Below are 21,246 nucleotides of genomic sequence, written 5' to 3' on the forward strand. Positions count from 1 at the left end.
TGCCGGGGGTTCGGGCGCACCTGGCGGCATGAGAAAGCCTCCCGCCCACGCCTCTGCCCCCGCGCCGGTGACGATGCCGGTGATCCGCCTGATCGTGCACGACGACGGCACGATGACCGCCACGGTCGACGGCGAACCGCTCGCCCCGCCCCAGCCGGAGGGAGCGTGGCGGCGGGCATCGTTCGCCCGGATCGTGGATCAGGTCACTGAGGACCGGATGATCCCGGCCCGCGTCGAAGTGCACGAGGCCGATGGCACCACGTTCACCGACATCATCCCCGCCAGCCCGCGCCAGGCCGCCCCCGTCGAGTCTCCGCCGGAGCCCGCGCCGGTAGCGGCACCGGTACTGCTGGAAGTGACCGGCGAGGGCTTCATCGCCGGGGAGGACGTCGCGGTCTGCCGCCTCGTCCGGCACACCGACGCCACCGGCGACGGACGTGTGCGCGCGCTCATCGACCTCGACCACGACAACGTGAGCGAAGCCGATGAGGTCGTGCTGATCGGACGGGTCTCGGGCACGCTCGTGGTGCGGAGCCTGTCGTGAGCGGCCCCGCCGAGGGGCGGCAGACCGGTTCCTTCGGTGACGAGCTGACCAACGCCGCGATGATCGGCCTGATCGGGGTCTTCGCGCTCGCGCTGCTGCTGCGCGCCGCAGGCTCGGTCACGGCGTTCCTCACCGGCACCGCCCAACCCGCTGCTGGCCCCGCCGCAGGCGTCGGTGTGCTGTTCAACCCGGCCGATCCCGCGACCGCGCTGGACGCCGAGGGCCTGAACGTCGTCGTCTACTGGATCGTCGCGGCCGTCCTACTCATCGGCCTTGGGACCGGGATCGGGTGGGTGTGGACGCGACTGCGCCGACACTCACGCCAGACTGCGACCGACCCGCACCGGCTCGCCGGGATCGCCACCAAGCACGAGGTCACCCGGACAGCCTCATCCAAGGCGCTGCTGGCGCGAGCGAAGAACCTGCGCCCCTCGCTGGAGCGCCCGACACCGGCCGATGTGGGGTACCGGATCGGCACCGCGCACGGCCAGGAGGTCTGGGCCAGCGTCGAGGACTCCGTGCTGCTGATCGGCCCACCGCGTAGCGGCAAGTCGCTGCACATCGCTGTCCCATTCATCTTGGACGCGCCGGGCTCGGTGGTGGCGACCTCGACCAGGCCCGACAACCTCACCGCGAGCCTGCGCGCTCGCCAGCGCATCGGCCCGACAGCGGTGTTCGACCCGCAGCACTTGGCCGAAGGGCTCCCTGCCGGACTGCGCTGGTCGCCGATCAGAGGCTGCCAAGATCCCTTGACGGCGATGATCCGCGCCACCGGGCTCGCCTCCGCGACGGGCCTGAGCTCGGGCGGGGTCGAGGGCGGCGGCTTCTGGGAGGGCAAGACCCGCTCGGCATTGCAGGCGCTGCTGCACGCCGCCGCGATCGACGGCAGGCCCCCGGCGGAGTTGTTCCGATGGACGCTCGACCCGACCGCCGCCGCCGACGCGGTGGCGATCCTCACCAACAGCCCCGACGCCGCCGGCGGGTGGGCCGAATCGCTGGAGGCGATGATCGACGCCGACCCACGCACCCGCGACTCGATCTGGCAGGGTGTCTCCCTGTCGCTCAGTGCCTTGGCCGATCCGCGTGTGCTCGATGCGGTCTCACCGGGAGACGGCGAGGACTTCGACCCCGAGAAGTTCATCCAGTCGCGCGGCACCCTCTACCTGCTCGCCACCGGCGCGGGCGCCGGGGCGAGCGCCGCCCTGGTCGCGGCGTTCGTGGAAGACCTCGTGGAAGCGGCCCGGCGCGTGGCCGCCCGCTCGCCGGGTGCCCGCCTCGACCCGCCGATGGCGCTCATCCTGGATGAGATCGCCAACCTGAGCCCGTTGCCGTCGTTGCCGACGCTCATGTCGGAGGGCGGCGGCACCGGAATCACCGCGATGCCCGTTCTCCAATCGCTCGCGCAGGCGCGGGATCGCTGGTCGGAGAACCAGGCCAACGCGATCTGGGATGCGGCGATCACCAAGATCGTGCTGGGCGGGGCCAGCAACAGCCGCGACCTGCAAGACCTCTCCGCGCTGATCGGGGAGCGCGACGAGTTCACCGACAGCGTGACCCTGGGCGACCACGGCACCCGCTCGAACCAGCGCTCGGTCAGGCGCGTGCCGATCATGCCGCCTGACCGCATCCGAACGCTGCCGTTCGGCACAGCGGTGACCCTGCTGCGCTCGGCACCGCCGATCATCACCGATCTGCGCGCCTGGCCCGCACGACCCGACGGCGACCGGCTCACGTCGGATCGGGCCGAGATCGAGGCGCTGCTCAGGCGAGGCGCGAATGCCGATGCGCCGTGATCCGCACCTGACTGCCGGGCACCGCTCCCGTGGCCGCATCCCCATGCCGCCACCAGCCGCGACGCCCGATACGGGCGTGTGGAGGTGAGACGGGATGGTCAGGCGCAGAACCCGGAAGCCACCACCGGGGCAACTCGAGTTCGACCTGTGGGGGCTCGGCGAAACCGACGCCGACGAGACCACCGAACAGGCGCGCGAGGCCGGGCCGGAGACGACGGAGGGATCAGAGCGTGAACAAGTACGGGACGAGGGCGCTAGAGCACTGGAGAGCGCACGCACCGCAGCGGCTGGCGAGGATCGAGAACCCGGCCCGGTTCTTCACCGACCTGGGGCTGGAAGCGCAGGGGCAGATCACCGAACTGGCGCAGCAGATCGAGAGCAGCCCGGCGTTGATGCTGGCGACGACGGGCTCTTCGCGAGAGACTTACTTACAAGAGGTCGCACGCCGGACGACGGCGCTACGGATCGCGGAGGAGGTCGTGATGAACCAGTTGGCCTGGACGCACGACCCGGCGCTGCCGCTGGCCGAGGCCCGCGAGGAGTGGAACCAGACCACTCCGAACGACGAGAACCTGATCATGTGGGCCGAACGGATGCAGGACGCCCCCGACCTGCTGCCCTCGACGGTCGACCTGGAGCAGAAGGCCAAAGACTGGGCCGTGCCCGTCTGGTTCTTGGAGGGCCTGGTGGAAGCCGAGATCCCGAGGCGCTACCTGGAGGCGCACCAGAGCCTGCTGGCCGAGGCAGCGACGATCCGCTTCCTGCGCGAAGTCCACTAACCCCCCCACCCGAGCCTGAGCCCGGCACGGAGCCGGGGTCGCGGTTCGTGCCCGCCTCCCACGAAGACCTCGCCCCCTCGGGTGCCAAGGCTCGCTTCTCTGGAACTTCGCGAACCTCGTCTTCATGCGGAACGTGTTGTTCGCGGTCGGGGCCATCTCCATCTGCGTGACGGTCTGCCCGAACGTCGCCGCCCACGCATCGAACGCCCCAATGCCTGCGGCTTCCAGCAAGTCCGGGCGCAGATACTTCTGCATCACGAACGCTTCGGTCACGCTGTTCGAGATCGGGGTGGCGGTCGCGCCGGTGACGACCCGCTCGCGGCCCAGGGAGCGCAGGTACTCCAGCTTCATGTGCAGGTCGCTGGCCCGGTTCGAGCCCTCGATGGCGGCGTCCTGAATGTTCGAGTCGGTGGCGAGGTTCTTGTACATGTGCATCTCGTCCACGACCACGTAGTCGATGCCGGTGTCCTCGAAGCACACTCCGACGTCCCGGTCGCTGTCGACACGGGCCTTGACCTTGTTCTCCAGTTGCAGCAGCCGACGCTGGATGCGCTTGACGCTCCTCTGCTTCTCGCCCTCAGCGTTGGCGAGCACCTGCCGCATCTCGTCCACCTGCGCCTGGATGTAGGTCTGCTGGGTGTCCTCGCGCAGCGGGATCTTCTCGAACGCGCCCTGGGTCAGCAGCACCCCGTCCCAGTCGCTTGCGGAGGCGCGGGCGACGAACAGGCGGCGCTTGTCGGTGGTGAGGTCTTTGGACGAGGCGGCGAGAATCCGCGCCTGCGGATAGATCTGCAACCATTCCCGGCTGAACTGTTCGAGCATGTGATTTGGGATCACGATCACCGGCTTGGAGATCAGCCCCATCCGGCGCATCTCCATCACGCCCATGATCATCTCGGCGGTCTTGCCCGCACCCACCTCGTGGAACAACCCGGCAGACGGCTCGGCGATCATGCGGGCCACCGCCGAGCGCTGGTGCGGACGTGGCACGAAGTTCTCCGCCATGCCCGGCAGCGTCAGATACTCGCCCGCGTCGGTGTAGTCGCGCAGCACGATGCTGTTGAAGCGTCTGTTGTACTCGGCCACGAGAGTGCGGGCGCGTTCGGGGTCTTCGAACACCCACTCTGCGAAGCGCTCCTGTATCGCGTCGGCCTTCTCTTGCGCGGCGGTCGTCTCCAGGGGGTTGAGCACGCGGCGGGTCTTGCCGCCGACGTCCTCGATCTCGTCGTAGACCAGCAGCGTCTTCTGCTCCATCACCGCCTGGGCGATGTCCGGGGCGGGGCGGCGCTCGGTGCCCCACTCGCTGGTCGCCAGCAGCCCGGCCCGGCCGCCGCGCACCTCCCACATCCCCGGCAGCGGGTTCTCCACCCGGACGTCGCTGGTGCGCAGCAGCTCGTTCAAGAACTGTGCGTGCACCTCGGCGCTGATCCACACCGCGCCCATCCGGGCGCTGATCTCCTGCACGCCGAGCGGTTCGGGGACGACCTCGGTGAGCGCGTCCACGTTGGCTTGGAATGCCGGATCGTCGGCGGCGCGCTCGGTGGCGGCGTCGAGTTTGGTGCGCACATCCCCCGACAGATAGGCCGGGGCGTGGACGAGTTCATCGGTGACTGGATCGGTGAACACCAGCCCGGTCAGCGCGCCGCGCGCCGCGTCCTCGCTCATGCCGAGCATGTCCGCGATCAGCGGCAGCTCGATCCGGCCGGTGCGATCCAGGCTCACCGCCACCGCATCGGCCGGGGTCTCGACGCCCTGAATCTCGGTGCGCGGGGTGACGACCCGGCGGGTCATGATCGCCGCCGGGGTCGCGGTCTGGTCGATGTCGTCGAACTGCTCCAGGGCGCCTCACGGGATACGGACTCCCTGAACGGCAGCCGGAACACCGTCGTGAAGCCACCGTCAAGCAGGTCCTGCACACGACGGGCGTCATCGCCGAAGTCCTCCGGAGACGTGGGGAACGGCAACGCGTACGTCGGCAGCGGGAAGTCGTGATCGAGCTCGCCGGTGACTGCGGTGATGGCAGCTCGAGCTCTTGCCGCACTGAACTCGAACCAATGCTCGCGGCTCACGATCTGCGGCTGATCGGTGATCTCACCGACCGACTTGAAGCCAAGTCCCTTGTAGCCGATAGCCGTCTCTGGATCCTTCGTTGAGGCTCCGAGAGTGGAAATGGCTCGTATGTGCTTCGCGGAGAAGCCGGCGCCGTTGTCCGCGACGAGGAGGGCCGTGTCAGTCACCTCAAAGTGGGCGCGACCAACGAGGCCGTTCTCAGCTGCTGCGTCCTCGGCGTTCTGCAGCAACTCGAAGGGATAGCGCCCGCTGTACCGCTCACGAATCAGGTCCTTCGAGACGCCGCGCTCGCGCAGCATCACCAGCGCGTTGTCGTGACGCCCTGCCTCCCATTCGGCGGCCAATGACTCTAAGAACGGCAGCCTGATCTGGTCGACGACGGACCGCTCAGCTGGCACGGGCAGTGACACAGCATGAGTCTCGCATCGGACCGAGCCGTAGGTCAGCCAGGTGACGCCAAACCGTCAGATCCATGGCTAGTAAATATTTACTGCTACGATCGGAGCGTGCGGGTTGGCCGGCCTTCGAGAGAATCCGTAGGACCCACGCGCCTTGGCCAAGCCCTGATCGACCGTCGACATGCAGCCGGGATCACCCGCTCGACACTTGCCGCCAGCGCAGGACTGTCGACCAACACCTTGATGAAGGTCGAGCAGGGACAGACCCGGGATCCGGGCGTCCTCAAGGTCGCCGCGCTGTGCCGGGCGTTGTCCGTGTCGATCGACGAGCTGGTGCACGACGCCGAACCCAACCGACGACCTCAGGAGGCCACCGCCATGACCCACGGAATCGTCTCGGTAGGTTACGAGGGCCGCACGATCGAAGCCTTCGTTGACGAGCTCGTTCGAGCCGGAGTGAAGACGGTCGCAGACGTTCGCCTCAATGCAATCAGCCGCAAAGCGGGGTTCTCGAAGACCCGCCTGCGCGACGCCCTGGCAGCGGTCGGTATCGAGTACCGCCACATGCGCAGCCTGGGAAACGCGAAGCAGAACCGTGAACCGTTCTGGGACGATCGCGTCGAGGAGGGCCGGCGCGTCTTCCGTGAGGCCCTCGAGTCGCCGGAGGCGGAGTCGTCGCTAGAGGAGCTCTCCGCGCTCGTGCGCGACCAGGTCGTCGCCGTGCTCTGCTTCGAGACGGACGTGGAGAAGTGCCACCGCAAGGTGATCATCGATGAAGTGGTCGGCGTCTCTGAGGTCCCGGTCGCCGCACTCCCGATCTAGGTTCCCTTCTTCGGGTAGTAGACACCGAGGATGCTGAACGTCTGGGGCCGCTTGGCCTGGTTACCGACGTAGAACGCAACGTCGTTGCCCGGCGCACAGATCTCCTCGAAGAAGCGCTTGCGGATCGCTGCCCTCGCGTCTTCGTCGGACCGGTTCCACAGGTGTCGCTGTAGCGCGACGAACTCCCAGTCGATGATCGACTGCTCGTGGGTTGTGCACTTGGGATCGGCGCAACGCCACTTGTAGAAGCCCCTGAACCGAGGTGGCTCGAGAGGGGTCTTGTCCTGGGCTTCCTCGAAGACGTCGAGTTCGAGCTGGTTGACGTAGGCGTCGATCTTCGACTGCTCGTCCTTGCTCCAGCCTGGGTGCGGCTCAAGTCGGAACCCGAGGATCTCGGTCGGCCGCACGAGGGCAAGCGACCGAGCTTTTGCATCGGCGCTAGCGGCGTTGCGGATTCGGCACATCGCGTCGTCGATGATTGGCTCGAGGAGTTGCTGCCGTCGCTTCCACGGCGGCAGGTTGGTCTCGACATGGAGGGTCGACATGTTCGGCTTCCAAGACTCCAGCCGCGCTTCACCGGCGGGCTGGCACTCCACCGTCACGATGTCGTACTTCTTGAAGTCCTCCGTCGCGGACGGAAGGTGCCGGAAGTTGATCGGGTACAGCCGGATCCATCCAGTCGCGCCGTAGTCCCCGAGGAGAGCGCCAGCGACGCAGACCGTCTCACCGTGCGTGATCGATGGATTCGGGGCGGCCTTGACTGTGATGAGGACGCGGTGACGCGCCGGGCCGGACGGCTTCTCAGTCGGGTGCTCGACCATGTCGCCAAACAGGGTCTCCATCGTCATCACAACCACCTCGCGTGATCGAGTTGCTGGGCCCCGAAAGTAGCGGTCAGGACCGACAGTTCTCGGCCGATTGCGGGACGCCCCAGGTACTCCGTGCCGCGCGGCGTGGAACACACACCACTTTCCAGCTTTCTCAACTGTGATCGCCTCCGGCCGAATACCGTCAGTAGCGGACCACACGGCCGAGGTGAGTATGGAGCGAGCACGCCCACGCCCCGACCTGCTCGGAGGGAGCGCGATCGATGGCCCAGTACGGATTCCGGCTGTTTCTGCTCAGGCTGCACGAGGGGTTCAAGCCTGCGGCCGTCGATGTGTCGAAGGCTGGCGACAAGCGCGACACGCATTACGCCGAAGTTCTCAAGGATCTCGTCAAGCCTCAGCTCAACATTGTTCTGGATGGGCGCCCGATCCTCATCGACACCGATGACGGGCACGATCTCAAGTTGAGCCCCGGCGCCGAGCTGAGCTGTCGATGGGAGCGTGCGAAGCGCTCAGGTACGCACGTCTCCTTATCGCTCCGCTACGGCCGGCAGGGCGACTACGACCTCGCACTCAACACGGCTGAGGAGGCGAAGCTTGAGGACAAGGCCACAACACGGCCCTACCGGGTAGAGCTCTTTCTTCCTCCCGCTGGAGATCTCGGTGTTCTCGCTGTCGAGACGGTGGGCCGAACGCATCCGACTGAGATGTTCACTCGGTGGTCGGGACTTCTGTCGCGGCGTGCGTCGCGCAGCAAGGCCAAGGGTGGGGTGCTGCCGCCCTGGTGGCGTATCAAGGTTGATCCCTACCCAGATCCTGCGCAGCTCGATCAACTGATCGCCAACGGCTCCAAGGTACGGCTCCAGGTGACGAAGTACCTTCCCACGGCAAGCGGCGCCGGCCGCAGTAAGCAGCTCGTGCTCGTCGAGCACGTCCATTCGCAGACCCTGCTGAAGAAGGCGACGGACAAGGTCAAGGAGTGGACGAGTCATCCCGACGCCGACGGCGCCAGCGACGTCGCAAGCCTGATGACCCCGGGAACTGTCGGTGGCATGGGGTTCACTGATGGCGAGGTGGTGATCGAGGACGAAGGTGGCCGCGAGAAGCGCCTCAGTCCCGGAAAGATGGACGAAATCTTCGTCTACCCGTTCCCGGGACTGCACGGCGAGCGCCCAAAGGCCGGCGCGTGGAGGGCCGAGGTCGAGACCAAGGTCAAGGCCCTAGCGAAAGAGCACAAGCTGCAGCTCGACTGGTGACGGAGGGAGGGCCAGATGACCGATCGGTTCAGCCCCTGGGGCCTGCTCGGCAGGCACCTGGCATCTCTCCGAGACCACCGGCCCGGTCGAACCTGGGACTGGACTGCGCTCGCCGTGCTGTTGGTAGTCCCCACGGCTGCCGCCGTCGTGATGGGCTTCGTTGGGACGATCACGATGCCTGCCGGTTGGTTCACCGGCGTGGCACTCCTTACCGGAGGGCTGATCGGTTCGTTCAGCTACATCGCCGGTCTTCGGATGAAGCTGGCCGAGCGCGAGAGCACGTTTCCCGACGGAGAAGCCCAAATCCGCCAGTACCTCGACGAGACAGTCGCTCACATTCTGACTGCTGCGTACGTTTCCGCGCTGACCGCCATCATCCTTGTGGTCGAGATGAACCTCAATCGCAGGCTCGACGGCCTGCTTGCTTCGCTGCCGACCTGGCCCTCCGTCTATCTGCTTCTACTGATCACCATGATCCTGCCGAGGTTGTTCCATGCGTACGAGGAGCTGAACGATGTCCTCCGATCGGTGCCGCCGAAGTAGCGTCAACTTTGAACCGCAAAGGCTCCGTGCGCAGGTAGGACACCGGCAAGGAAATCGTCGGCGATCTGCCAGCCAGGTGCGGTCAGGTCGACGGTGGCGAACCGGATGCGCCGGCCCTGGATGACGACTTCCTCGTCGAAGTGACCGTCCACGACCGGATGGAGCATCAGCCCCTCAGACGGGTGGTCGCCCTCAGCCGCCGCCTGGGACATCAGGTACGCGTAGATCTGGTAGACGTAGCCGCTGCTGAGTGTCGCGGCCCGGTAGTGGCCGGCCTTCGTGACAGCGGTGAACTTGGTGTCGATGACGACCCGTCGCGGCCCAGCACCGTCTGGGTTGGGGTGCTCCAGGACGATGTCGAGCTGCATGCTGGGCAGCACGGCGGCCATGCCGGTCGAGGCTTCGGAGATGTCCCACTGCTGGGTGGGCCCGTGTTTCACCTTCCAGCCCTGCGGCACGAGGTGGTGACGGTAGATCCCATAGGCGGCGTGCTCGAACAGCTTGCGCAGGTAGGGGTCGTCGTCCGCCGGAAGCGGAAGGTGCCGATCACCTTCCTCGGTGGTCGGGACGGCGAAGGAGAGCAGCAGCTCAGCTGCCGCCAGCATCGTCCGATCGCGCTGAAGCAACCGCTGTTGTCGAATGTGCGGGACTTCCGCGAGCCGGGGACACGCGCCCAGCACACCGGCCATCTCCAGCTGCCGGGCAAGTGATCGATACCGCGGCCGGTCAGGGACGAGCGCGGCGGCTCGTTCTAGCGCGGCCCGTGCGAGCCGGTTGGAGGGGATGTCAGTGACGATCTCGTCGAAGGTGCAGTTGACCTGGCCTCGGCTGAGCAGCTGGTGTCGTTCGGTGGTGAGCTGATTGATCCTGCCGCGGACGCGTCGCTCGTTGCGGGTGACTGACCGGAACCCGACGGATAGGCCACGGTGCAGTCGTTGCGCGACCTCGTCAGCCAGGATCCGCGCAGCCAGGTCGGGCAGCTCCTCGGGGGCGTCCTCAGCGGACACGGGTCCGTATCCGTCGATCCGGAAGAGATCGGAAGCGAAGAACTGGAGCAGCCACAGGTTACGGATCGGGATCTGCATGGTCAGGCGCCGAGGAGCTTCTTGCAGGCCTCGTCGCCGAGGTCGGGTCGGTCGAACCAGTACTCCTCCAGAAGCGGACGGACGTCGGTATCGACGACGCGTTCCCACCACTGTTTCGTGTCCAGGCCGGTGGCATCGAGCTCGACTGCGGGCGTGAAGTAGGAGTGGCCGACGCAGTACTGACGGCCGAGCGCACTGTCGGTGCTGATCTGCTCGTTGAGGGCGTCGACGCGCTGGCCGTAGATCTCCAAGAGCTTGGGGTCGTAGCCGAGTTGGCTGACGTACTCGACCCAGTCCTCCCCCAAGCGTGGGCGGAGCTCGATGAACGCGAACCGGCGCCGCAGCGCCATGTCCACGATCGCCAGTGAGCGGTCGGCGACGTTCATAGTCCCGATCAGGTACAGATTGGACGGGACGTGGAACCGCTCATCCGGCGTACGTGGGTAGGCGAGGCGCATCGCCGAACTCGGGTTGCGCTTGTCGGCCTCGACGAGCGTGAGGAGTTCGCCGAGGACCTGGGCGGGGTTGCCGCGGTTGATCTCCTCGATCACGAGCACGTGGTCGCGGTTCGGATCATCTGTTGCCCGCTGGCATGCCTGGAGGAAGGGCCCATCCTCGAGACTCAGCGCGCCGCCGGTGCTGCTGGTGGAGGGACGCCAACCTCGGACGAAGTCCTCGTAGGCCAGCGAGGGATGGAACTGCAGGATCTGCACGCGGCTGGTGTCACGCTCGCTGCACAGTGCCCACCCGAGACGGCGGGCGAGCCAGGTCTTGCCCGTGCCAGGCGGGCCCTGCAGGACGAGGTTCTTCTTCGACCGCAGCCGTTCGAGCATCGGCTGCAGCTCATCCTCGGCGAGGAAGCATCCGTCGTCGCGGATCGAGGCGACGTCGTACGGGTCGCCAGGCTCCTCGGCGATCTCGGCGGCCTCGGCCAGGGGTGCGTCGCTGACTGGCTGGCCGGCGGCGGCGTCCTGTGAGGCATGGGCAGCGAGTGTGTCGATCCAGGCTGCGTAGGACAGGTCGCAGACGTCGTCGTATGGCGAAGCGTCTGATGCTAGCCAGGACTGGAGGGCTTCCGTGTTGGCGAGGAACTGTTCGCCGGTGATCTTCGCACCGAGCGCGAGCTGGGCGGCCAGGTCAGGCAGGTTGTTCTTGATGAAGGCCACGTTGACGCTGTCATAGGCCGCGAAGGTGCCGGGCCGGATCCAGTACAGACCCATGGTCAGGAGGCGGGTGTTGCCGAGTGGGCATTCGTCGAAGGCGCTAACCAGTTCTTCCCGAGTGGATTCGTCGGCGTGTTTGGCGTACGCGACTGCCGCGGCGGCGAGGTGCCACAGCGTGTCGACGTCGTGGGGGCCGCGGTCAATCTCCCACCGGATGAACCACGACTTCAGGTTATTTGCGACAGGCACTCCGGAGAACTCGACCGGCACGGGGGCGGTGATGCCGAACTCCGTAGCGAACGCGGCGGCGATCGCGGCTCGGGCGTCATTCTTGATGCCGCGGTTGAAGCTCGCGAGCACGGTGAACGGGTCGACGTCGCGCAAGGGCCCGTAACTGCCGTCGACGCGGTGGTCGCCCTTTAGGTACTTGAACAGGTGCGGGACCCCGGAGGCCTCGGCGACCGACCAGACCTTCTCAAGTAGAGCATCTCGGTCGTTGGCGTAGTCGAGGATCCGGTCCGCGAGCTCGGGATAGAAGCTGGTCCAGGTGAAGTCGGCCTCGACGCTGGTCGGCTTCGCGATGATCTGCTCGATCTCCTCCCGTCCCGTGGTGATCTTGAAGAGCGTGATCAGCGAGCTGAGTTCGTTCTGTGCGGCCTCGGAGAGTTCGTCGCGTGGCACGTCGACGGCGAGCCACTCGATGGGTCGCCACTGCTGGTGGACTTGCGCCTCGGGGTAGAATTCGTAGGAGCCACTGACGCGGCCGATGTTGAGGGTCCGCTTCTTGCGGTTCGGGGTGACGACGATGTCGCCGACCTTGATTTTGTGAACGAAGCGGTACAGCGTGCCCGCCGATCCGGGGATCTTCTTGGCCTCGAGGTTGGGCATCGTCTGCGCAAGATGCTGCTTGAACGCATCGCGCGAGGGCGCAATCTTGGACAGGTCGCCGGCCTTGTCCCAGCCGATGCGGACCGCACCGTCGACGATGGGGTCGATGTCAGCCTGGTCGTTGTGAATGCCCCACATCACATGATCAGTCTGGCCGGCGCTCATCAGTCACGTCCTTCGGGTTGAGACATCGTCGCCATGCTTGCAGGAACAAACCTGCCTGACCACAGATCCGTGAGGCCGGAAGGCCGCTTGGCACGGCCAGTCACCTGGACATGATGCGTCGGCATCCGCCGCACGCGACCCTGTTGGAATCAATCGCCCGGCCCGGGCGGTAGAGGGCGAAGTCGAGTCGTTCGCAAGCAAGCTCGCCGAAGTCGTACGCGACGGTATGCCCCAGGTGCGCCAGGACGATGGCTGCGATCTCCTGGCCGCTCGCTGCGCGTGGCACCGTGATGTCCAGCGGGCCGATCAGGCGTAGCGGCCGCTCGCGGATTCTGATGAGCTCGTGAACGAACCCGGAGGCAACGAGCGCCTCGGCCTTTCGCCGGTCAGAGTGCTCACGGCCCTGATGCCAATACGCGCCGTCGTACTCGACGCCGAGCCTGAATCCGGTCACCGCCTCGAACAGCATGTCGAGATTCATCCGGCCATCGAACGGGACCGGCACGTCTTGCTTGCCGCAGCCGAGCACGAAGTCCAAGACGTTGAAGATCGTGGTCTCCACGCCTGAGGTCCTGAGCTCCGGCAACCGCCCGGTCCTCCCGCACGAGCAACCAGCCCGGAAGCGGCCACGGGCAACTTGAACGTCAGCAGATCTCACAAGCAGTGACCGTAGGCGCCGCCGCCGACACTTTGTCGTCGGCGGTGGCTGACCCTCACCAACGTCTGCTGGACCGCCAATAGATCCGGTCCGCGGTCTCCTTCTCCAGGTCGGAGGGTGGGAGACCGCCCTCCTGCTTGTACTGCCACATGACGGCCCTCGCAGCGCCGATGGACATGCCCATGTCGAGGAGCTCCTTGAACGCGTTGAGCGAGGCGACCGTGACGCGGTAGTGGCTCTGCCCTGCGGAGTAGAAGCGTCGGTCGAGGCACCAGCAGATCTCGTTGGCCTTCCAGATCGGGACGTCGAGCTCGGCGGCGACTCGCTTTGCGGAGACGAGGAGCTTGAGTGGGTCGGGTGCGTCCCATTCGTTCGGGTCGTAGGTCACCACCAGCTCCTGTTCGAGTGCCGGGGCATGTCGTTGACCCATGCCAGGAGGGAGCCGTACACGATCCGGTAGTTCTTGGTTCCCGCTCCGATGAAGACCCGGTCGACGTCGCCGGCGGTGACGGCCTGGCGGATCGCGTGCTCGGGCAGCGAGAGCATCCAGGCGGCCTCCTTGACGTTGATCAGGATCTTCTCGTCCTGAATCGCCCTGGGGCTGATGGAGGCTCTGGTCATTTGATTTCAACCAGGACGCTCTCGCCCTGCTGGGTAGCGTAGAACCTCCCTTCGAACTCGACCGGCGGTAGGTCGTCGAGGTAGCCGTGGAGCCGCTGGTGGTTGTGCCAGTGGACCCATCCGAGGGTGGCGAGCTCGACGTCGTCGACAGTGCGCCACGGGCCAGGTCGTGCTGGTCCGCGGATGAGCTCGGCCTTGTAGTAGCCGTTGACCGTCTCGGCGAGCGCATTGTCATAGAATCGCCCACGGTGCCGATCGACGGAACGGCGCCGATCCCGGCGAGCCGCTCCCCGTATCGCAGGCTGGTGAACTGACTGCCGGCGTCGCTGTGACACCGAAGACCCTCGAGCTGGGTGCCGCGGGACCAGCGGGCCATCTCGATCGCGTCGAGCACCGTCTCGGTGCGCATGTTCGACGCGACCCGCCAGCCCACGATCATCCGGGAGAACGCGTCGACGATGAAGCAGACGTAGGCGATCCCGGCGAACGTCGGCACGAATGTCAGGTCGGTGACCCACAACTGGTTCGGGCCGGTGGCGGTGAAGTCCCGCTTCACCAAGTCCGGGTGCCGTGCAGCAGCGGGGTCCGGTCTGGTGGTGCGGACCCGTTTGGTGCGCCGTACGCCCTCGATCCCTTCGGCGCGCATCAGGCGAGCGACCTGGTCACGGCCGACGTCGTGGCCGTCACGCTTGGCGGCCTTCCACAGCTTCCGTGCCCCGTAGACCCGGTAGTTGTCCTCCCACAGGCTCCGCAGCGCCGGCCGCAACTCGGCGTCGCGGACCTCCCGCGCCGACGGCTGCCTGGACTTCGCGGCGTAGTAGGTGCTCGGAGCCACCTGCAGACCTGCCTTGGACAGGGTGCTGCAGATGGACTCGACTCCGAGCTTCTTGCCGCCCACGACGTCGTCGCGGTTGGCGTCGATGAAGGCGACTACTTCTTGTGTTGGCGGTCGAGCTCCGCCCCGAAGAAACTCGCGGCCCTCTTCAGAATCTCGTTGGCCCGCTTCAGCTCGCGGTTCTCCTGCTCCAGCTCCTTGATCCGCTTCGCCTCGGCCGTGCTCACACCGGGTGCGTGGCCCTCGTCGATGTCGGCCTGCTTGACCCACTGCCGCACCGACTCCACGCCGTAGCCCAGCTGGGTCGCGACCCGCTGGACCGTCCCGTGCTCGGTTCCCAGCTCTGCTCGCAGCGTGCGGACCATCCGGACCGCTGCTGCCTTCTCATCCGGGGTGTAGCGCCGCGTCTGCGGCTTCCCGGGCACCTGCTCCTTCGGCATGGCTCCATCCTCGTTTCCAAGGTCAGGAGCCTCCAAGAAACCCAGGGCGATTCACTTAACGGCGTTGGAGTTACCGGGCATGTACTTCTCCTTGTGACGTGCGCGGACTCCCACCAAGGGCGAGGGCCAAGCGCCTTCGCACTTGGAATGATAATCCGAGCCACCGGCACTCTGGCATCGTCTGCATGAGCAGCACCTGGATCACACCCCATCTCGCTTGCTCACACAGGCTCTTGGCACCAGGTGTTCCGTCCTGGCACTCAGTTGTTGTCGAGATGCAGCGAACTTTGACAAGTCGCTGTCAATGTCAAGATCTACCTAAGGGGTAGACATTAGGGTTCGTCCGAGCGGCACGCTTGTCCCCTGTGGCGCCACGTCACAGAAGCGAGCCCTCCCAGAAGGGATGGGCTCGCGGAGCGACCCGGTGGCGGATCGGCTACCGGCATGCCCAGTCCGGTGGGCCCAGATGGTGAACCGGCGGCCTTGGCCCCCATGCTCGGGCATCATGAGCGTGATGACTCGGAAATGGGACGCGACGATGGCCGGGGTGCTGAACCTGCCGTCCGGACGAGTCGTGCGTGGCCGTGGCTTGCGCCGACCGATGCCCGAGAGCACGATGCCGGACTTCGGGCTGTACCTGCTCGGGAAACCGCCGGCTGATATGCGCTGGGACACGCGGTGGCTTCGCTGGCCAGACTTCCGGCTACCCGCCGACGAGGCGGACGCTCGGGACGCGTTGCGTGAGGCGTGGACCCGAGCCGGGTACGAGCGGGTGGAAATCGCATGCGACGGTGGACGCGGTAGGACCGGCACCGCTCTCGGTTGTCTTGCCGTGTTGGACGGAGTGCCGGCCAGGGAGGCGGTCACCTTCGTCCGCAAGCACTACCACCCCCGCGCAATCGAAACGCCCTGGCAACGCCGCTTCGTCGTCCGGTTTGGCGAGGAGTAACGGTGCCCCAGTGCGGGATGGGCCGCGGAGCGTGGCCGCGCAGGGATCTAGCGTTGGAGACCGCCTCGTTCGGTTCGAAATCGGCGATCTGGTTGAGCGGCCGCGTTGCGCCAGCCGTGTCAGTCGTCGGCGTCGTCGTCCCGTGCCTGGCCGCGGCGGCGCAGAGTCCGGGCCCCGGGAAGACCCTCGACGACCTGGCCGACGGTGTCCATGCGTTCGGTGACGTCCTGCAGGTGCGGCAGCAGGCCGCCCATGCCGTCGAGTGCCGGTTGGAGCAGGCCGACGAGGTCGGGCATCTTGTCGAGCAACGACACCATCGCGCGGACGTGGTCGGGTCGCAACGTGGACGCGGCCTCGCGTCCGAGCGGGGCGAGCGACTCGAGCAGTGGCTGGTAGGTGTCGAGCAGGTGCTCCATGCGACCCACCTGCTCCTCGGCACGCTGCCTGGTGTCGCGGGCTTGGTGAGAGAGGGTGTCGGTGTAGGCGGTGACCTCGGCAGCGCGGCCGACCACCTGCGAGGTGGTCTCGGTCAGGGCGTCGAGCTCGTCCAGCTTGTGCTCGAGCCGCGCCACGATGAGCTCAGCGCGGTCGAGCAGTTGGCCGGCCCGACGCAGCAGCGCGGTGACATCCTCCCACAGCGCGCTGACCTGCTGCGGCGCCCCGAGTACCGTCGTCAGGCCTTGCCTGGGCGCGTCGAGGAGGCGGCGCGCCGTGCCCGGGAGACTCACTGCGACCCGGTGACTCAGTCGCCCGGCCACTCGCCGGTCATGCGCTCGAACACTCGGGCGCCGCCGCGGTTCACCAGGGTGCGTACGACGCCGAAGATGGCGCTCTGCACGGCGGCGGCCAAGAGGACCTCCTTGAGGGGGTACTCGGTCTGCAGTGGGCCGGGTGGGTCGCTGTACTCGTCGGTCGAGGCGCGCTTCCAGACCTGCTGGAAGATCTGGCCGGCGATGACCCCAGCGATGATGCTGCTGGTGATTCCGACGGGTCGGTAGAGGATCGCTGCGGACTTGCTGGTCTGTTGCTCGCGTTGTGTCATCGTGGCTCCCTCTGCTCGGTGTCGCTGGTGTTCTCGGCGTCACTTTTCACGGCCGTGGGTTTCACGCAGCCGGCGTCCCTGCTCGATCTCCTCGCGCTCCTTTTGCTCGTCCTTCTCGAGCTTGCTGGAGTCCCGTGGCGGCAGTTGGACGTTCCTCTCGGCTTTGATGCCCGCCTGCAACTGACGACCGCGCTCGAGTTCGGCATCTACCTCCGCCCCGAAGAGCAGCGCCAGATTGGTCAGCCACAGCCACAGGAGGAACACCACGACACCGGCAAGCGCGCCGTAGGTGCGGTTGTAGCTGGCGAAGTTGGCGACGTAGAAGCCGAAACCGATGGATGCGAGGATCCACACGCCGATGCCGATGACGGCACCGATGCTCAGCCAGCGGAACTTCGGTTGCTTGAGGTTGGGGGTGCCCCAGTAGAGCAGTGCCACCATCAGCACGACGGCAGCCAGCATCACCGGCCACTTGGCGTAGTTCCAGATCGTGACTGCCGTGGAGCCAAGGCCAACAGCGGACCCGACGGCCTGAGCCGCAGGGCCGGTCACGATGAGACCCAACAGGACGGCCGCCGCGAGCACGAGGAGCACGGCGGTGAGCGCGATCATGATCGGGCGGAACTTCCAGAAGGGCCGGCCCTCGCCGACCTCATACATCCGGTTCATCGCCCGCCCGAAGGCACTGGTGTAGCCCGAGGCTGACCACAGCGCGGCCGCGAGACCCGTGATCAGCGCGATGCCGGCACCCGGGGCCTGGGCGAGCTGGTTCAGCGTCGGTTCCAGCGTGCCGGCCACCGACGAGGCGCCGAGACTGCGCAGCACCTCCAGGATCGTGTCCACCGCTTGCTGCCCCTGGCCGACGAGACCGATGATCGATAGCAGCGCGATCAGGGCGGGGAACAACGCCAGCACGGCGTAGTAGGTCAGTGCCGCCGCGATGTCGGTGCACTGGTCGCGCAGGAACTCGCGGCCCGACTTGCGTGCCACGTACAACCACGAATGCTTGGTCAGGTCGTCCGGGGTGTCCGGCTTCTCGGGGTCGTCGGGGTGCGGCGCATCTCGGCCGTCGGACCGCGGCGCGGTGTCCTCAGTGACGTCGGAGGAGCGCGCGCTCACTGCCGCCACCGCCGCCAAGTGGCCACCGCGACCGCGACCGCGACCGCGGCACCGGCCACCACGGCGACCACCTGACCGTGCTCGCGCTGGATGTCGGCGGCCCGCACCCGCGCCACTCGCGCCTGCTGCTGCGCCCCGACCTTCGCCCGCTGCGCCTGCATCCGGGCCCGGGTCTTGACGTCGAGCTTGTGAGTGAGGGCCTCGAGCGACTCCCCGAGCTCCTGACGCGTCTCCTCGATGTCGGCCTGGATCTCCTCGGCCGAGCGGGTGTCTTGCGTCCCCGGGTTCTCCTGTCTCCTCTCGGTCTGCGAGGTCTCCCCGCTCTCCTGAGTCGACTCATTCATCGGGACTTCCTCTCCTTCACGGTCTCGATGTCGCGCTGCACGCTGCGTTGGGTGGCTTCCACCGGCGGCGTCGCCTGCTGGACCTTGCTGCGCCCCACCAGTGCGGCCAGCGCAGCGATCGCAGTCAGGACGACAGTGACGATTAGGGCGGCGAGCCAGACGTCCATGACCAGCGCCAAGGCGTAGATGACGGTGAAGACCGCAGCCCATCCGGCGTACAGCGCGACCACGCCCGCGGTGCCGAAGAGACCAGCACCGATACCGGCGTTCTTCACCGTCTCCCGCAGCTCGACCTTGGCCAGCTGCATCTCGTCACGCACCAGGGTGGAGGTCTGCTCCGCGACCTGCGAGATCAGCTGGGGCGCCGACAGGTCGCCGGTGGCCGGCTGTGGTGGATATGCCCCGGTATCGTTGCTGCTGCGGGGATCGGTCACGGCAGCGACCCCTGCTGACCTGCGACTGTTGGCCGCTCCGGAGCGGGCTCGTCCCCGACCTTCTCGTCTACCTGCTCCTCGGCCCTACGCTTGAACTGCGAGGCGCGCTTCTGCACCCGCGGATCGTCTCTGACCTGCTGGGCCTTCTGGCTGAACTTCTCGTACGGCTCGTGCCCCGCACGCGAGCCAAGCAGATAGCCCACGCCCCCGGCGGCGATGATCAACAACTTACTCATCGAAACTCCTCGTAGTAGCTCGAGCCACACCCCAGCGCTGCATGCGGCTGCGGCACGACCCGCTTCACGTGCCGGCTGGGGCTCGGCGGCTGCGCCAGACCCTGGCCGTTATCGACCGAACATCTCTACCCTAGGCAGGTGTTTTTACGTTGTAAAGAGGGCTGCTCGAATGCCCTCGCCCACCGAGGTACCCATCTCGTCCACTGCGTAAGCGCAGCATTCGATCTGTTGTGGCGCGCGCTTGACGCAGTTAGGTTGGGATGGCCTTCGCCAAGATCTGTCGAGGACGTTGTCCGATTGGAACACGCCGCGTCGGCTCGCCTGCCGCTTGATGACGCCGAACCAGTACTTGGCGCGGTTCATCCACGAAGCCTGGGTCGGAGCAAGGTGGACGACGAAGCGGGGGTTGTCAGCAACCCACCCGCCTCGCGTTGGGACACGTGTGCGCGGCGTAGTTGCCCATCACCGGGCGAAGCTCGACCGGTTTCCCGCCCCCGTACGACGGCAGGCTGCGGCGTTCCGGCCACCGTCGTGCAAGTATCGGCGCGTGGACAACGAGGACGCAGGCTCACGGCCTGACCATGAGTGAAATGCCCGGCAGCAGGACGATCAGCTCACCGCTGAACCGGCGCCTGATCCTTGAGAAGGCGATACAGCTTCTCGACCGAGACGGCTTGCAGGGTCTCACCATGCGCAAGCTGGGGGACCTGCTCGAAGTCGAGGCCATGGCCATTTACCACTACTACAACGGCCGTGAAGACCTGTTGGACGCGATCGTCGACCATCTCGTCGCGGGCGTCCGCGTTGAACCCGGCAGTGTCGTCGGCGAACGTGACGGCTGGCAGCCCTATGTTCAGGCGTTGGCGCGTCGAGTCAGACAGATGGCGCTGGATCATCCCCAGGCGTTTCCACTTGTAGCCACCCGGCACCCCGCCGCCCCCTGGTTGAGACCCCCCTTGCGCAGCCTCGACCTCGCCGAAGACCTCCTCGCAGCCATGCGCGCCCGGGGGCTGACCCGACCTCAGGCAGTCCACATCTACCGTGTCGTCACTGGTTTCCTCCTCGGCCACCTCATGCTCGAAGCCTCGACCAAGGCCCAAACCCTCGTACCGGACGAATCACTCGGCCAAGGAGACCCTGCAGCCGCGCCCGACCCCGAACACCGATCCAGCGCTAACGCAGGCCCGGGCACGCGTCCCCATCCCACCATCGACGACCTAGAACCCCTTCTACGCAATCATGACCCCGACGTGGAGTTCGACGCGTCTCTAGAAGGTCTTCTGGACAGGCTCGAACGCGAGTTGACCCAGACGGGCCTGCTGCACGGATAGGTCAGAGCGTCACCAGTTCGTGCGGCAGACCCGTTCAATCCCGGAGTGCCGTTCGACGTCCACCTAGAGGAACCGTTTCCGGGATGCAGCGCCCCGCGCCTGGCTTCGAGGGAGCTTCGCTCGTCGGCGTTCCGCGAGGGTGCCGGTTGCGGAACGCCGACAACACGCGGGTCAGCGTCGTGCCGAAGCGTCAGCAAGTTCTGCCTTCGCAGCCGTGCGCTGCCTCTCGATGGCCCGGTAGACGGTGGACCGGCCAACGCCGAACAGCTCGGCGACCTCGAGGGTGCTGTACTCGCCGCTGTGCACCAACGAGACCAGATGCGCTTCCTGCTTGCGGCTCAGCTTCGGTTGCTTGCCCTTCAACCGGCCCTTGGCTTTGGCGACCTTCATGCCCTCCACGGTGCGCAACCGGATCAGGTCGGACTCGAACTCGGCCACCATGGCGAGGACGTTGAACAGCAGCCGTCCGACGGCGTCGGTGGGGTCATAGACCGACCCGCCGAGGCTGAGGCTGATCTCCCTTGTGGTCAGCTCGTCGGCGATCGCGCGAGCGTCGGGTAGCGATCTGGCCAAACGGTCGAGCTTCGTGACCACGAGCGTGTCTCCTGCGCGGCACGCGGCGAGTGCCTCACGAAGTCCGGGCCGTTCGCGGTTGGTGCCGGTCAGGCCATGGTCGACGTAGATACGGTCGACCTCGACGCCGAGGGCAAGGAGACCGTCGCGTTGAGCGGTGAGGTCTTGTTGATCGGTGGAGCATCGGGCGTACCCGACGAGCAGGGCGTTCATGGCGCACCTCAAAGGGTTGGCCCGGCCATGGCCACGGGGTGTGGTCCGGCCCGAGCATCGGGCAATGTCCCGACGGCACCAGCCAGCGCTCAGCACGCCTGCGGGTGCAAGGCCGCCA

Annotated in this window: 22 protein-coding genes, 1 pseudogene and 1 other annotated feature; of the genes and pseudogenes, 7 read left to right on the forward strand and 16 right to left on the reverse strand. The window is 66.7% G+C overall.

All coding sequences use genetic code 11. The features are described 5' to 3' along the window. The first annotated feature begins 73 nt into the window (after nucleotides 1-73). The gene (locus K8W59_RS19075) at nucleotides 74-544 is read left to right on the forward strand and encodes a hypothetical protein (RefSeq protein ID WP_223399963.1); all 471 of its coding nucleotides are present in this window, start codon (nucleotides 74-76) and stop codon (nucleotides 542-544) included. Further along, nucleotides 541-2,337 carry a TraM recognition domain-containing protein gene (locus K8W59_RS19080; protein ID WP_223396565.1) on the forward strand — a complete coding sequence of 599 codons (1,797 nt, stop codon included), beginning with the start codon at nucleotides 541-543 and terminating at the stop codon, nucleotides 2,335-2,337. The genes K8W59_RS19075 and K8W59_RS19080 overlap by 4 nt, the downstream gene beginning before the upstream one ends. A gap of 458 nt (nucleotides 2,338-2,795) precedes the next feature. Here K8W59_RS19080 and K8W59_RS19085 read toward each other — a convergent pair whose 3' ends face one another. Beyond that, nucleotides 2,796-4,907 carry a hypothetical protein gene (locus K8W59_RS19085; RefSeq protein WP_223396566.1) on the reverse strand — a complete coding sequence of 704 codons (2,112 nt, stop codon included), beginning with the start codon at nucleotides 4,905-4,907 and terminating at the stop codon, nucleotides 2,796-2,798. Then, on the reverse strand, nucleotides 4,904-5,596 hold the full coding sequence (locus tag K8W59_RS19090; RefSeq protein ID WP_223396567.1) for an ATP-binding protein: 693 nt from the start codon (nucleotides 5,594-5,596) through the stop codon (nucleotides 4,904-4,906). Before K8W59_RS19090 ends, K8W59_RS19085 begins: the two co-directional genes overlap by 4 nt. Before the next feature lie 3 nt (nucleotides 5,597-5,599). On the opposite strand from K8W59_RS19090, the gene K8W59_RS19095 reads away from it, so the two are divergent. Continuing rightward, nucleotides 5,600-6,406, forward strand: coding sequence for a DUF488 family protein, N3 subclade (locus K8W59_RS19095; RefSeq protein ID WP_223396568.1), 807 nt, complete (start codon nucleotides 5,600-5,602; stop codon nucleotides 6,404-6,406). Here the strand turns inward: K8W59_RS19095 and K8W59_RS19100 are convergent. Further along, nucleotides 6,403-7,254 (reverse strand): hypothetical protein, encoded by an 852-nt coding sequence (locus tag K8W59_RS19100; protein WP_223396569.1) that lies wholly within the window; start codon nucleotides 7,252-7,254, stop codon nucleotides 6,403-6,405. The genes K8W59_RS19095 and K8W59_RS19100 overlap by 4 nt on opposite strands. Before the next feature lie 242 nt (nucleotides 7,255-7,496). On the opposite strand from K8W59_RS19100, the gene K8W59_RS19105 reads away from it, so the two are divergent. Both K8W59_RS19105 and K8W59_RS19110 read left to right on the forward strand, forming a co-directional pair. After that, nucleotides 7,497-8,489, forward strand: coding sequence for a hypothetical protein (locus K8W59_RS19105; protein ID WP_223396570.1), 993 nt, complete (start codon nucleotides 7,497-7,499; stop codon nucleotides 8,487-8,489). Between the two features lie 15 nt (nucleotides 8,490-8,504). After that, a complete protein-coding gene (locus K8W59_RS19110; RefSeq protein WP_223396571.1) occupies nucleotides 8,505-9,032 on the forward strand; it encodes a hypothetical protein in 528 nt (175 codons plus the stop codon). 2 nt (nucleotides 9,033-9,034) lie between these two features. Here K8W59_RS19110 and K8W59_RS19115 read toward each other — a convergent pair whose 3' ends face one another. From K8W59_RS19115 to K8W59_RS19140, 6 genes and pseudogenes are all read right to left on the reverse strand, one after another. After that, on the reverse strand, nucleotides 9,035-10,117 hold the full coding sequence (locus K8W59_RS19115; RefSeq protein ID WP_223396572.1) for a 5-methylcytosine restriction system specificity protein McrC: 1,083 nt from the start codon (nucleotides 10,115-10,117) through the stop codon (nucleotides 9,035-9,037). 2 nt (nucleotides 10,118-10,119) lie between these two features. Then, the gene (locus K8W59_RS19120) at nucleotides 10,120-12,333 is read right to left on the reverse strand and encodes an AAA family ATPase (protein ID WP_223396573.1); all 2,214 of its coding nucleotides are present in this window, start codon (nucleotides 12,331-12,333) and stop codon (nucleotides 10,120-10,122) included. 100 nt (nucleotides 12,334-12,433) lie between these two features. Then, nucleotides 12,434-12,895 carry a hypothetical protein gene (locus K8W59_RS19125; RefSeq protein WP_223396574.1) on the reverse strand — a complete coding sequence of 154 codons (462 nt, stop codon included), beginning with the start codon at nucleotides 12,893-12,895 and terminating at the stop codon, nucleotides 12,434-12,436. Between the two features lie 151 nt (nucleotides 12,896-13,046). Further along, entirely contained in the window at nucleotides 13,047-13,379 is a 333-nt protein-coding gene (locus tag K8W59_RS19130) for a hypothetical protein (protein ID WP_223396575.1), read from the reverse strand. Further along, complete coding sequence (locus K8W59_RS19135) at nucleotides 13,376-13,612, reverse strand: hypothetical protein (protein ID WP_223396576.1); 237 nt, start codon at nucleotides 13,610-13,612, stop codon at nucleotides 13,376-13,378. Before K8W59_RS19135 ends, K8W59_RS19130 begins: the two co-directional genes overlap by 4 nt. Next, a pseudogene (locus tag K8W59_RS19140) lies at nucleotides 13,609-14,887 on the reverse strand (IS3 family transposase). The gene K8W59_RS19135 and the pseudogene K8W59_RS19140 overlap by 4 nt, the downstream one beginning before the upstream one ends. Then, nucleotides 14,439-14,588, reverse strand: a sequence feature (AL1L pseudoknot). (Overlaps the previous pseudogene by 150 nt.) 505 nt (nucleotides 14,888-15,392) lie before the next feature. Between K8W59_RS19140 and K8W59_RS19145 the strand changes: the two are divergent. Continuing rightward, on the forward strand, nucleotides 15,393-15,836 hold the full coding sequence (locus K8W59_RS19145; protein WP_223396577.1) for a protein-tyrosine phosphatase family protein: 444 nt from the start codon (nucleotides 15,393-15,395) through the stop codon (nucleotides 15,834-15,836). Nucleotides 15,837-15,955: 119 nt separating this feature from the next. Here the strand turns inward: K8W59_RS19145 and K8W59_RS19150 are convergent, their stop codons facing one another. The 6 genes from K8W59_RS19150 to K8W59_RS19175 are packed head-to-tail and all read right to left on the reverse strand — an operon-like array spanning nucleotide 15,956 to nucleotide 19,011. Continuing rightward, complete coding sequence (locus tag K8W59_RS19150) at nucleotides 15,956-16,564, reverse strand: hypothetical protein (protein ID WP_223396578.1); 609 nt, start codon at nucleotides 16,562-16,564, stop codon at nucleotides 15,956-15,958. 14 nt (nucleotides 16,565-16,578) lie between these two features. Then, on the reverse strand, nucleotides 16,579-16,878 hold the full coding sequence (locus tag K8W59_RS19155; protein ID WP_223396579.1) for a DUF4235 domain-containing protein: 300 nt from the start codon (nucleotides 16,876-16,878) through the stop codon (nucleotides 16,579-16,581). A gap of 39 nt (nucleotides 16,879-16,917) precedes the next feature. Continuing rightward, entirely contained in the window at nucleotides 16,918-17,997 is a 1,080-nt protein-coding gene (locus tag K8W59_RS19160; protein ID WP_223396580.1) for a YihY/virulence factor BrkB family protein, read from the reverse strand. After that, complete coding sequence (locus tag K8W59_RS19165; RefSeq protein ID WP_223396581.1) at nucleotides 17,994-18,341, reverse strand: DUF3618 domain-containing protein; 348 nt, start codon at nucleotides 18,339-18,341, stop codon at nucleotides 17,994-17,996. Before K8W59_RS19165 ends, K8W59_RS19160 begins: the two co-directional genes overlap by 4 nt. Then, complete coding sequence (locus K8W59_RS19170) at nucleotides 18,338-18,775, reverse strand: phage holin family protein (protein ID WP_223396582.1); 438 nt, start codon at nucleotides 18,773-18,775, stop codon at nucleotides 18,338-18,340. The genes K8W59_RS19165 and K8W59_RS19170 overlap by 4 nt, the downstream gene beginning before the upstream one ends. Continuing rightward, nucleotides 18,772-19,011, reverse strand: coding sequence for a YtxH domain-containing protein (locus K8W59_RS19175; protein WP_223396583.1), 240 nt, complete (start codon nucleotides 19,009-19,011; stop codon nucleotides 18,772-18,774). Before K8W59_RS19175 ends, K8W59_RS19170 begins: the two co-directional genes overlap by 4 nt. Nucleotides 19,012-19,601: 590 nt before the next feature. Between K8W59_RS19175 and K8W59_RS19180 the strand changes: the two genes are divergently transcribed. Further along, complete coding sequence (locus tag K8W59_RS19180) at nucleotides 19,602-20,342, forward strand: TetR/AcrR family transcriptional regulator (protein WP_223396584.1); 741 nt, start codon at nucleotides 19,602-19,604, stop codon at nucleotides 20,340-20,342. A 171-nt stretch (nucleotides 20,343-20,513) separates the two neighbouring features. Here K8W59_RS19180 and K8W59_RS19185 read toward each other — a convergent pair whose 3' ends face one another. After that, nucleotides 20,514-21,128 carry a recombinase family protein gene (locus K8W59_RS19185; RefSeq protein ID WP_223396585.1) on the reverse strand — a complete coding sequence of 205 codons (615 nt, stop codon included), beginning with the start codon at nucleotides 21,126-21,128 and terminating at the stop codon, nucleotides 20,514-20,516. Nucleotides 21,129-21,246 lie beyond the last annotated feature (118 nt).

The organism is Nocardioides rotundus (assembly GCF_019931675.1).
GTDB lineage: Bacteria > Actinomycetota > Actinomycetes > Propionibacteriales > Nocardioidaceae > Nocardioides > Nocardioides rotundus.